Source organism: Streptomyces sp. NPDC002838 (genome assembly GCF_040295365.1).
Lineage (GTDB): Bacteria > Actinomycetota > Actinomycetes > Streptomycetales > Streptomycetaceae > Streptomyces.
On record NZ_JBEOVF010000052.1, the window covers coordinates 1 to 11,494 of the forward strand.

Below are 11,494 nucleotides of genomic sequence, written 5' to 3' on the forward strand. Positions count from 1 at the left end.
GACAAGATGCCCTCCTGGCTGCGCGACTCGCGCACCGCGATGAAGGAGACGGGCAAGGCGCTGGTGGCGTGGGACGAGTGGGGCAAGAACCCCGCGCGTGCGGCCGGTGCGGTCACCTTCAATGTGGTGACGACTGTGTTCACCGGTGGTGCGGGTGCCGGTGTGGCGGGTGCCGGTAAGGCGGGTGCGGTGGCGAAGGCGCTGTCCGTGGCGGGCAAGGCGGGTCGGGTCATCGACCCGATGACGTACATCGCCAAGGGCGCGGGCGCGGGGCTGTCGAAGATCGGGGACATCGCCGCCAGCCTGAAGGGTGTCGGCAACATCGATATCCCGGCTCTTCCCGAGAACGCGATCACGCTGCCTGAGGGGGCGGTCAAGCTCCCCGACGGGACGGTGAACCTGCCCGAGGGCGCGGCGATCCCGGAGGGAGCGACCCGGCTGCCGGACGGCAATATCAAGCTGCCCGACGACGCCCCGGCACTGCCGGAAGGCACTACCAGGCTGCCCACGGACGAGGGAGCCCCGGCCCGCTACTACGACCCGGACGGCAACATCCTCGACGAGCGCGGCAACGTCCTCCAGAAGGCCGAGGACGGCCCCGGCGACATCGTCGACCAGCCCGACGCGGGCACCCCGGCCACCGGCGCGGACGTGCCGCGCGTGGACTCCCCGGTCCGTGAACCGGCTCTGGTGGGCGCGGGCGCTCATACCGCCGACCAGGCCGGCCAGCACATCCGCCTCGGCGACAGCGTGGACAACAACCTCGGCGACGTCGGCCGGGTGGGCGCGGACGTCCCCACCACCCCGGCGGTCCACGCAGGCGGCGACGTACCCACCGTCCACGCGGGGGGAGGCGACCTGCCCGGCGGAGTTTCGGGAAGCCATCTCCCCAGTGGCACCGCCGACCACCTGCCTGGCGGCCGAGCCGACGACCTGGCGAGGGGACCGTCCGCCAGTCACGAACCGCCGTCCAGTCACACGGGCGGAGGTTCGGACGGCCCTGGCGGCAATGGCCACGATCACGGGGGTACGGGCGGGCACGGTGAGAGCCCGGCGGCCGGAGGCCACCACGAGGCACAGAGCCCCGGCAACGAGGGAGTCGGCAGCTCGTCCGATGCTGGTCACGCTCCGCCCGGAACCGGGCACACGGACCTGCCTGGCGGTGGGCACTCGGGTGCTCGTCCCATCGACGAGATTTCACCGGATCGGTACGGCACGGGTGACCACGCTTCTCGCCCCCCGTCCGAACCCATGCGCCCTGAGCAGGAGGCGGCGCTGACGGAGGCGCTGACCCGGGAGAAGATGAGTGCTGCGGACCAGGCCAAGGTTCTGCGTACTCTGGGAAAGGAGCCTTATGGCGCAGAGGTGGCCGATCTGCTTTCTCGGGGGCATTTGAGTGGCACGAAGAACTACCAAGAGATCCTCAACATGTGCAAGCAGGCCGGCAAGGGCGACCAGAAGGGCATGGTTCCGGCTGCCTACATGGCGCTGACTCATGCGACGGAGTTGCAGAACAAGGGCTTCACACACCTCGCATTCGAATTGAAGGATGAGGCGACTGGTCTCGATCTGGATGTCACTACGCTCCACCCCGATGGCACGCCGCACTACGGCTACCAGTTGAAGGACGTCGACAACATCCAGGGCATCAGGGGCGCATCAAAGAGTGCTGCCAAACAGCTCCTGCCCGATGTGGCGGGCGCGAAGAAGGTCGCGATTCTCGACGTACATCAGCCGATGGCAGAACTCAATGCCAAAATGTTCAGGGAAGTAGAATTCCAGGCTCGCAGGACAGGGGCCACGTTCCACCTTCGCTTCCACGATGGTTCTGTCACCGTACCGGCCAACGGCCACCCTTTGTTCCCGTGAGGTAGTAGTCATGTCGACCTTGAAGCGTGCCCCGCGTCCGTGCGGCTCCTGGTTCTGGGACCTTGAGGAACTCGCCCCGCCGGGACTGGAGTCCGCACTGACGACGGCGTCGCGTATGGCCGACGTCGTGCGGAAGCACGACCTCTTGCTTCCGCAGCAGTTGGAATATCGTTGGTATGTCTCCGGTTCGGGGGGCATCAACATCATGACGCAGCTGGCGCTCACGGTTCCCCTGGGCGACGCCAGTCTGCCTGATCGGGTTCGTGCCAGTCAGCCTGTCGGCTTCCCGGATGCGGAGGTTGATGACCTGTATGTGATTGGCCCGGGGCAGTGGCTCGATGCTGATGGTGAATCGCACCGTGAGCCACGTCTTGTCGAGTTGTCTGTCTCACCTGCTCCAGTGGGCCTCTCCGCGGAGCTCGCGGTGTACCACGACGTTTGGGCGTGGTTCGATTTCTCGGGTCATCCGCACCCCGATGTGCACCGGCGTAATGCTCCTCGCCTTGCGGCGGTGCTTCAGGATCTCAACGAGCTTCTTGGTGTGGGTGGCGAGCCTGGCGAGCCCACAATCTTCGGTGCCGCGACGGAGCAGGGCCTCGCCACTCCCGAGCCGTACGACGACGGCTTGGGACCCGATGTGACAGGCAGCCTCTGACTGGGGTGGATGCCTGAATTATGCCTACCGGCTCCTGTATCGGGGTGCCCGTTCACTGGTGAAGTCGAGGAGTACCTCGCGAGCCATCGCGTGAGTCTGGCGACGTACACCGGATTCCGGGATGGCCCGTTCCGTGAGTGGTACAAGCGCGGGGAGTTGTTCACGAGTGAGGCCCAGGAGCGGCTCGGTGGCGATCTCGTGAGCCTGGAAACGTACGTGGACGGGCTGCCCCACGGTCCGTCCTGGGAGCGGTATCGCGATGGCACGTTCCGGTCCGAGGGGACGGCGTACCAGTCGCGCGCTGTCGGTGTCTGGCGCAGATGGCATCCGAACGGCGTCCTGGCCGGTGAGAAGGCGATCAGCGAAGACGGACGATGATGCTGTCGGACCGGGAGCGGGACGAGACCGATCAGCTGCGAACGGGACGAGGGCGGTGCGGGGATCGGCCCCAACACCTGGAGTTACAGGGAGTATTTGACCGACCACTCGCCGCGAGTAACGGCCTCCGGTCCGACTTGTGGCGCTTCTGTGAGCGCCGGGGACCTCGATTGCACAGGCAACTGCCGAGTTGATAGAGATGGCTGGGAATAGACGAGGCGGGCCGGGATCGGTCGCCGTAGGAGCCCAACGGGGGAGGCATCGTGAAGTTCGACATGGGTGCGCAGACGCTGTCCACGCTGCAGCGTGATTCGCGGGGGGCGAGTGATGACCTCGGCACGCTGATCCGGCAGTTGGTGCAGGCGGCGCAGCCGCTGGAGGGCAAGTTCAACGGTTCGGGCCGCGTGATGTTCGACCAGTTCAAGGCGCAGGCCGACAGGATCACCTCGGATCTGAACGGGTCGCTGGCGGCGATCCTGGGCGGTCAGTCGGGGATGGACTCCGCGTTCAGCTCGGGTGACCAGGAGCAGGGCGACAACGCGCGACAGCAGATGGGTGCCGCCAACTTCGACGCGGCGCGCTTCGGCGGGCGTTGAGTTGAGTCGTGCCGGCCGGGGTGTTGAGGCCCTGGTTTTGTCGGTTTCTTTCTGTTTGCTTGGTTTCTCGGGGAGTGGTGTGTGATGGCGGGTGCGGGTTCGGATCGTCGGTCGTACGACACGGGTGCGTCGGCGGATGCGCAGTCCAACATCCAGGTGGTGATCGGTCGTCTGGAAGAGGTGATCGGTAACCGTGACCGTCAGGTCAAGGCGGCGATGGCCGACTTCACGGCGGATGGCGTGGCGGATGAGTACCACGGCAAGGAACAGCGGTGGAACAACGCCTCGCAGGAAGTGAAGAACATCATCGGGCTGCTGAAGTCGACGCTGGAGAAGAACGACGGTACGGCGCAGTCGACGATCCAGCGGGCGAAGGCCGCGGTCGACAACATCGGCTGACTGTCGGTTTGTTCGGTTCGGAAGTTAGGTAACGGGGGTTTCGGTGCCCGGCTGGGATTTGAATCCGCAGGGTATTTCGCATGTTCTGAAGACGACGGGTGAGACGGCGTCGAACATGGAGAAGTACGCGAAGGCGTTCGGGAAGCACTTGACGTCGGCGGCGACGAGCGCGGGCACGGTTTCCGCCGAGGGTGGTGGCGGCGAGGGTGGCGAGAAGGCCGCGGGTGGTCTGGTGGCCCTTGCCTTGTCGCAGTATGCGGAGCGGGCGTCGAAGGATCTGCAGTTCGTGGCGGCTCGGGCGGGTAAGTCGTTGCAGGGTGCGGCGGATGCCACGACGGCCTATCTCAATGGCGATCAGGAGATGGCGGCGGAGGCGCAGCGCAATACGCTGAGCGCGCCGAAGCTTGATATGCCGGGGAAGGGCAAGGCGTGATCAAGCCGGAGCAGATTCCGCAGTTCACGGGTAACCTGCCGCAGCTGGAGGTTGATTACGCGGATCTGAAGAAGGACGCCGGTCATGTCCGTAAGACCGGCGAGGATGTGCATTCGCAGTTCCAGGGGTTGTCGGCGTATTACACGGCTCCGGAGGCGGAGCAGTTGTTCGCGACGACGAAGCCGGTGAAGGAGCGGGCGGACGATTTCGCCACGGACCTGGAGACGGTGTCGTCGGCCCTGGAGTCGTACGCGACGGAGATCCGGCCGCTGGACGCCAAGCTGAAGGAACTCAAGGCCAAGGCCGTGGCGTTCGTCGACTCCGTCAAGGACGACGACGAGTGGGAGTACGACGGCGACAAGGTCGACGAGCACAACCAGCTGCGAGACGAGATCACCGCGACGGTGGCGGCGTTCTGGGCTGCGGAGCGGACCTGCCACAACAAGATCACCGCCTTGTGGGGCGGGACGCAGATGGTGGCGGGGGATGGTTCGGAGCGTAAGGACCAGTACGGGTTCAGCGCCGAGGACATGAAGAACGCGAAGCTTCCCTGGGGTGACCCGGTGGAGGAGAAGCACAAGTGGTACGAGGTCGGCCACTGGGTGAAGTCCTTTGTCTGGGACGGCCTGATCGTGGACGGCATCTGGGGCACCATCAAGGGGCTGGGCACGCTGGTCGGGTTCGGCGGCTGGGAGGCGATGGGGCAGGCCTGGAAGGGCCTGGCCCAGCTCGCCACCGGTCTGGCGATTTCCTCCATCCCCGGGGTGGGGGCGATGTTCTGGGCGATGCCCGCCGACAAGATGCCCTCCTGGCTGCGCGACTCGCGCACCGCGATGAAGGAGACGGGCAAGGCGCTGGTGGCGTGGGACGAGTGGGGCAAGAACCCCGCCCGTGCGGCCGGTGCGGTCACCTTCAATGTGGTGACGACTGTGTTCACCGGTGGTGCGGGTGCCGGTGTGGCGGGTGCCGGTAAGGCGGGCGCGGTGGCGAAGGCGCTGTCCGTGGCGGGCAAGGCGGGTCGGGTCATCGACCCGATGACCTACATCGCCAAGGGCGCGGGCGCCGGTCTGTCGAAGATCGGCGACATCGCCACGAGCCTGAAGGGTGTCGGCAACATCGACATCCCCACCCTCCCCGACGGTGCCGTCAGCCTGCCCGACGGTCGCCTGATGGACCCGAACGGCAACCTCGTCGCGCCCAACGGCACCATTGAAACGACGCCGGTTCCCCACGATGCCGGCCCGACGGTCCCGCACGGAGCCGGGACCACGCCGACGCTGCCGGCCCACTGGACGACGCAGGGCGCCCCGACCCCGTCGTATGCGGCCGCCCAGGCGGGCACCGACGGGGCCGCGCACACGGTTGACAACGCCGCTGGTGCCGGGCACTACAACACGCCCACCACCGCTGCGCCGACCACGGCCGCGGGGCATGCGCCGGGGGGCGGCTTCGATACGACGCCCACGTCGTCGGCGTACGACCACGCGCCGTCGCCGTCCGGGTACGGCCAGGCGCCGAGCGCCTCCGGGTACGGCCACGCGCCGAGCCCGTCCGGCTATGGCCCCGCGCCGTCCGCGTACGATCACGCCCCGTCGCCGTCGTCGTACGACCAGACTCCGGCCGCTGCCCCGCATGACGCTCCGGCGCCGACGCCGCACACCGGTGGTCCGAATGTTCCCGGTGGCGCCGTCCACCCTGGGGGCGCGACCCCGTGGTACCACCAGACTCCGGCGGCCAACGCTGCGTACGACCAGGTCCCGACCACAGCGCCGCACCCCGGCGGTCACGACGTTCCCGGCACCGGCGGCCACACCCCGGATGCCCCGCACGGACCGGGCCACGGCGCTCCCGGCGTCGGTCACGCCGACGACGCCTCGCACGGGGCCGGACACGGTGACGACGGTGTCGGTCATCACGCGGACGATGCCGGGCATGCCGGTGATCACGCGGGCGTTGGGGACGCCACTGTGGATGCCGCCGTGCACCACGGCACCGATGCCCCGGTCGCTCCGGGCCATCAGGGTGCGGACGTGCCGGGCAGTGGGGCCGGGGAGCCGTTCGACTACAAGCCGCACATGTCGGCGGACGACTTCGACAACCTGGCCACCGACGCGGAGAAGCACGCGGTGGCCGAGGCCGAACTGGCGCGCGGCACGAATCCCGGGCCCAGCGTCAGCAACGAGGCGGGCCTGGCCTATGGCAACGCGTACTGGGACGAGTTCATGAGGGGGCTCGACCCCGAGACGAGGAGTGGGGTCGTCACCTACACCGGTTCTGCCTACGACCCGATCAACAACCACCTCCGCTTCGACACGGACGCGCCCCAGCACATCCTCGACACCATCAAGAACATGGACGAGATCATGGACGCCCGTCCCGTGCCTGAGGACGTCATGGTCGTGCGCGGCACCGGGGTCGACCACATCAAGATCGACGGCCAGCCACTGAGGTCACCGGAGGAGATGCAGGGCGGTGTGTTCGACGACAAGGCGTTCACCTCCACGGCACTCGGCAAGACGCCGCCGCCCCCGTTCGACAAGAAGCCTGTGTGGATGCACCTGCGGGTGCCGAAGGACACCCCCGCCCTCTGGCTGGAGTCCATCACCCAGGTCAAGGGAGAACGCGAGCTGCTCCTCGCCAAGGGCTCCGAGTACAAGGTGACGCGCGTCTTCCAGGACACGATGGGCAAGTGGCACGTATACGGGGAGATTCTGCCGAGGCCGAAGCCGTAGCCTTCGTTGCAGATCATCCCGAGCCAGAGGAATGTGGATGCCATGAGCGATGAACGACCGATCAACCCGCGCTTCAATGATGACGTGCACTTCAACCTCGTGTCGGGTCCGCCGCGATACCGAAATTACACCGACAAGCCGGTGGGTTACTTCACAGTGGTCGACAAGCAAGATGGCGCGGTCCTCGGTTACGTATGGGCCAGCGACGAGGGCGAGGCCGCCGCGTGGGAACCGCGGCAGGCTGGCGGCCCCCGTGCAGCGAACGAAGGCGGCTTCTGGAGCCGTCGCCTGCGCGATGCCAAGCAGCGGGGCCTTCTGCCGTCCCAGGCCCTCGCCGAGTTGTACGGCAACCCGGAGACTGCCGGCAAGGGTCGCCCCCTCCCGGGCTCCCTCGCCGACGGCCCGAACGCCGCCGCGGTCGAGGCCCTCGCCAAAGGTGACTAGCGGACGGCCGGTCAACCCACGCTTTGACGAGGACATGTGGTTCCTGGAGCGACCGGGTGGTCCGCCGCGCTACCGGGACTGGACCGACAAGCCGGTGCAGTACTTCACGGTGGTCGACAAGGATGGCGGTGGGGTCCTCGGGTACGTGTGGGCTGGTGACGAGGACGATGCCGCCGCGTGGGTACCCCGGGAGGCCGTCGGCCCCCGGGCTTTGATGGAGGGGCTCGGCTGGTTCAACCGGCTGGAGGACGCCAAGGGGCGGGGGTTTCCACCGTCCCAGGCACTCAGGGAGCTCCTGGCCAACCCGGAGAGCAAGTACGGCCGGGCTCTGCCAGGCTCCCTCACCGACGCCCCGAACGCCGCAGCCGTCGAGGCCCTCGCCAAGGCCGATTAGCGAGCGCTGATCAACCGAGCACCCGTGGAGGAACTGGCCCCCGAGGCCTGAGCAGCATGTCCAGTCCCGTGCACTACATCACCGTCACCGCCCCCGACGGCGAAGTCATCGGATACGCCTGGGGCGATGCCACCGACGTAGAGTGGATCAACCGGAAGGCGAGCAGCAGCAGCGCCTACGACGCGGGGATGGAGTGGTACGGCAGGGTCCGTGAGGCCCACGAACGCGGCCTGACGCCCCTCGGCGTCCTCAACCTCCTCAGCCACGAACCGGGCGTCGGCCCCGTCACCGAGGCCCCCGATGCCGCAGCGATCGAGGAACTCGCCAGCACCGTCACCCCGGCCGACGACCGGCGCCTGCTCGCCCAGCTCGACCGCGACAACGCGCAGGCATGGCAGGAACTCGCCGACGCCTTCGACGCGCTCACGGACGAGGACCGGGACGTGAAGTGGGGCGGGGGGCAGAAGCTGCCGAGCGGTGCCATTCACGTGCCGTTCCCCATCTACAGCCAACCGCTGAATCGGGCTGTCAGCGCCCTGATCGGCGTCGGCGCCGTAACCCCCGAGCACCGGTGGGTGGACGGTCCGCTGCTCCAAGTGCCGCCGGACGGACGGCTGCGGCCCGCCGACGCCGTACGCGCCGCGACCACAGTCGTGCGCGGGGAGAAATTCTCCGACGGGACGATCGACAAGGCCCTGAAGAGCGGCCTCCTGGATGCCATAGCCAACTCGCTCCGCGCCTGGTACGCCGATCCTGACGTCGACGAGCCCTCGCCCGACGCCGATCCTCCCGCCGAGCAGCCCTCCACCGACCCCACCTTCCAGCCGAAGGCCCTCCGGGACACCCCCGACCCCACCTCCTCCATGTGCAAGTTCTGTGGAGGTTCCCCCGCCGCCGACGTCACCTTCCGAGCCCACCGAGGACTGATCATCTTCTTCGGGTTCAAGAGGATGGACGGCCCCATGTGCATGACCTGCGGACTGGCCGTGCACCGCGCCCTGACCACCCACACGCTCTGCGTGGGCTGGTGGAGCCCGTTCTCCCTCTTCGTCTTCGCGCCGTTGACGCTGGTACGGAACCTCCTCGCCGTGCGGAAGGTGAAGCAGCTCGCCGCCCCCGGGCCGGGCATGCTCGGCCCGCGCTACGACCCCGGCGTACCCATCCACCGGCGGCCCCGCGCCTACGTCGCGCTCATCCCGGTGCTGTGGGTGCTTTTCATGATCGTGACGGGGTTGTCGGGAGGCGTGTGATGAAGAGGAGGGGCTGTCGCAACCCGGCTGTACGGGTGGCGCGTCCATGACTTATGTTGCGGAAGCGAAGTCAGGGGGATTCCGCATGCCGCAGGACATGCCACAGGAGATGAGTCCGGCCGAGGTCGAGGCCGTCGCGCGTGCCGCGCACGCCGGGCAGACGGACAAGGCCGGACGGCCGTACGCCGAGCATCTGTCGGCCGTCGCCGAAGGCGTGCGCGCCCGGGGCGGGGGAGACGAACTCATCGCCGCCGCGTGGCTGCACGACGCCATCGAGGACGGGGTGCTGAGCGAGGAGTGGCTGGAAACGGCCGCCCTCCCGCAGCGCACCAAGGACGTCGTACGGGCCATGACCAAGCGGCCGGACGAGGAGCAGCAGGCGTACGCGCGCCGGATCCTGGCCACCCCCGGCGCCCGGCTGGTCAAGGCGGCCGACCTCGCGCACAACGCCGACCCCGGCCGTCTCGCCGTACTCGACGAGCACACCGCCCGCCGGCTGAAGCAGAAGTACGCCGCCATGCGGCAGCATCTCGGCCTCGCCCCGGGCGACTGACCCCGACGGACCGACTGATCCCAACTGACCCCACATGCACAGGACGACTTGAATGGCACGGGACTACGACAGCCAGCTGCTGGAGTCGGTGGCGGTGCGCCGGCGCCGGATGCGCGACGCGCTGCTGTTCGGCGCGCAGCGCGGTCGGCGGACGGCGGACGAGCGGTTCGGCAAGATGTTCGCGGGCATCGCGATCGCGGCCGTACTGTGCGCCGGATGCATCGGGTGGTCCTTCCTCCAGTCCACCTTGGACAAGCAGAAGGCCGAGGAGAAGAAGCAGCAACAGCAGCAGGAGCAGCTGTACAACCCGACGGCGAGTCCCTCCGCGGAGAAGCAGTGAATACGGTGTGCATGGTCGGCGTGATCACGTCAGCGCACACCCGTGGCCGAAATGACGCGATGATAGGTTCCGGTGAGTGGTGAGCACCCCAACGATGTCTCGGACCCAGCTGAGCCGGGTCACCCTGATCGGCGAGCGGCGACGCGCCGACCTCGTGCTGCCGTCGGACACTCCGATCGGCCAACTGCTCCCCGACATACTGCGGTTGCTGGACGACCGGGCCGCCACCCGGCCGACCACCCGCCAGCTGATCACCTCCGACGGTTCGGCGCTGCCGCATGACGCCACGCTGTCGTCGTCGGAGGTCCCCGACGGCGCCGTGCTGCGTCTCGTCCGCGCCCACGCCGCTCCGCCGGCGCCGGTCGTGCACGACGTCACCGACCAGGTCGCCGACGACCTCGACCTGCGGACCTGGCGCTGGCGTCCGGCCGCACGCCGGGTCAGCGCCGGTGTGGCCACCGTCGTGTTCGCCGTGGCCGCGGCCGTGCTGGCCCGGCAGGAGTTCTCGCTGGAGTCCGTCACCACCGGACTCGCCGCCGTCACCGTCCTGTTCATGATCGCCGGTGCGCTCATGGCGAAGATCGGCGAGGGCAACCAGGGCCTGGCCACCGCGCTGCTGCTCGCCTCCGGCGTGCTCGGCCTGCTCACCGCCTGGACCGCCGCCGACGCCTACGACTGGGGCGGCACGGCCCGGTTGGCCTCAATCGCCGCCGCGCTGGTGCTCACACTCGTGCTGCTCGCCTACTGTTCGCCGCTCGGCCGCGGCGGACTCATCGGGGCCGGGGCTATCGTCGGCGTCGCTCTCGTGTGGGAGGTCGTCGCCGCCGTACAGGACCGGGCGGACCGGATCGGCGCCGTGATGGCCGTGGTCTCCGTCATCCTGCTCGGGCTGCTGCCCCGGTTCGCGCTGATGGCCTCGGGACTCACCGCGCTCGACGACAAGCGTTCCACCGGCACGTCGGTGAGCCGGCATCAGGTCGCCAACGCCCTCGCCGCCACCCACCGCGGACTCGCCCTCGCCACCGTGGTCACCGCCGCGTCGGCCGCCGCCGGCGGCTGGCTGCTGACCACCGCGAAGGAACCGACCGCCTGGACGGTGACCCTCGCCTCGCTCACCGCCGTCGTACTGCTGTCCCGGGCGCGGGCCTTCCCGCTGGTCGCCGAGGTCGTGGCGCTGTTCGGGGCGGCGGCACTGCTCGTCGTACGCCTCGCGGTGCTGTGGCTGGACCACACCGGGGGCGCCGGAGCTCTCGTCCTGCTGGGCGCCGCGGCACTGCTGCCGCTGCTGGTTCTCGGGATCGAGCCGCCGGAGCACGTCCGGGTGCGGCTGCGGCGGTTCGCCGATCTGATCGAGTCCCTCGGAGTGATCGGGCTCTTCCCGCTCGCCATCGGGGTGTTCGGCATCTACGGGCAGCTGCTCAACAAGTTCTGAGGCTTCGAAGACCAGACGC

13 protein-coding genes and 1 pseudogene are annotated in these 11,494 nt (G+C 68.5%); 13 read left to right on the forward strand and 1 reads right to left on the reverse strand.

Features of this window, described 5'->3' with window-relative positions:
- Positions 1-233: pseudogene (locus tag ABT063_RS41720) on the reverse strand (hypothetical protein); the annotation flags it as partial.
- Positions 234-240: 7 nt separating this feature from the next.
- Here ABT063_RS41720 and ABT063_RS41725 point away from each other — a divergent pair.
- From ABT063_RS41725 to eccD, 13 genes are all read left to right on the forward strand, one after another.
- Positions 241-1,869 carry a hypothetical protein gene (locus ABT063_RS41725; RefSeq protein ID WP_351066171.1) on the forward strand — a complete coding sequence of 543 codons (1,629 nt, stop codon included), beginning with the start codon at positions 241-243 and terminating at the stop codon, positions 1,867-1,869.
- A 10-nt stretch (positions 1,870-1,879) separates the two neighbouring features.
- Positions 1,880-2,524 (forward strand): hypothetical protein, encoded by a 645-nt coding sequence (locus ABT063_RS41730; protein WP_351066172.1) that lies wholly within the window; start codon positions 1,880-1,882, stop codon positions 2,522-2,524.
- A gap of 90 nt (positions 2,525-2,614) precedes the next feature.
- Positions 2,615-2,902 carry a toxin-antitoxin system YwqK family antitoxin gene (locus ABT063_RS41735; protein WP_351066173.1) on the forward strand — a complete coding sequence of 96 codons (288 nt, stop codon included), beginning with the start codon at positions 2,615-2,617 and terminating at the stop codon, positions 2,900-2,902.
- Between the two features lie 263 nt (positions 2,903-3,165).
- Positions 3,166-3,498: a hypothetical protein gene (locus ABT063_RS41740; protein WP_351066174.1), complete on the forward strand. Its 333-nt coding sequence runs from the start codon at positions 3,166-3,168 to the stop codon at positions 3,496-3,498.
- 84 nt (positions 3,499-3,582) lie between these two features.
- Positions 3,583-3,897, forward strand: coding sequence for a pore-forming ESAT-6 family protein (locus ABT063_RS41745; RefSeq protein WP_095753053.1), 315 nt, complete (start codon positions 3,583-3,585; stop codon positions 3,895-3,897).
- Between the two features lie 43 nt (positions 3,898-3,940).
- Positions 3,941-4,330 (forward strand): DUF6507 family protein, encoded by a 390-nt coding sequence (locus tag ABT063_RS41750; RefSeq protein WP_351066175.1) that lies wholly within the window; start codon positions 3,941-3,943, stop codon positions 4,328-4,330.
- Positions 4,327-7,062, forward strand: coding sequence for an ADP-ribosyltransferase (locus ABT063_RS41755; protein ID WP_351066176.1), 2,736 nt, complete (start codon positions 4,327-4,329; stop codon positions 7,060-7,062). The genes ABT063_RS41750 and ABT063_RS41755 overlap by 4 nt, the downstream gene beginning before the upstream one ends.
- A 42-nt stretch (positions 7,063-7,104) precedes the next feature.
- The gene (locus ABT063_RS41760) at positions 7,105-7,506 is read left to right on the forward strand and encodes a hypothetical protein (RefSeq protein ID WP_351066177.1); all 402 of its coding nucleotides are present in this window, start codon (positions 7,105-7,107) and stop codon (positions 7,504-7,506) included.
- A complete protein-coding gene (locus ABT063_RS41765) occupies positions 7,499-7,900 on the forward strand; it encodes a hypothetical protein (RefSeq protein WP_351066178.1) in 402 nt (133 codons plus the stop codon). Before ABT063_RS41760 ends, ABT063_RS41765 begins: the two co-directional genes overlap by 8 nt.
- A 56-nt stretch (positions 7,901-7,956) precedes the next feature.
- A complete protein-coding gene (locus ABT063_RS41770; RefSeq protein WP_351066179.1) occupies positions 7,957-9,150 on the forward strand; it encodes a DUF6508 domain-containing protein in 1,194 nt (397 codons plus the stop codon).
- An 85-nt stretch (positions 9,151-9,235) separates the two neighbouring features.
- Complete coding sequence (locus tag ABT063_RS41775; protein WP_502990995.1) at positions 9,236-9,703, forward strand: HD domain-containing protein; 468 nt, start codon at positions 9,236-9,238, stop codon at positions 9,701-9,703.
- 52 nt (positions 9,704-9,755) lie between these two features.
- On the forward strand, positions 9,756-10,043 hold the full coding sequence (locus ABT063_RS41780) for a hypothetical protein (protein WP_351066180.1): 288 nt from the start codon (positions 9,756-9,758) through the stop codon (positions 10,041-10,043).
- Between the two features lie 94 nt (positions 10,044-10,137).
- Complete coding sequence (gene eccD, locus ABT063_RS41785; RefSeq protein WP_351066181.1) at positions 10,138-11,475, forward strand: type VII secretion integral membrane protein EccD; 1,338 nt, start codon at positions 10,138-10,140, stop codon at positions 11,473-11,475.
- Positions 11,476-11,494 lie beyond the last annotated feature (19 nt).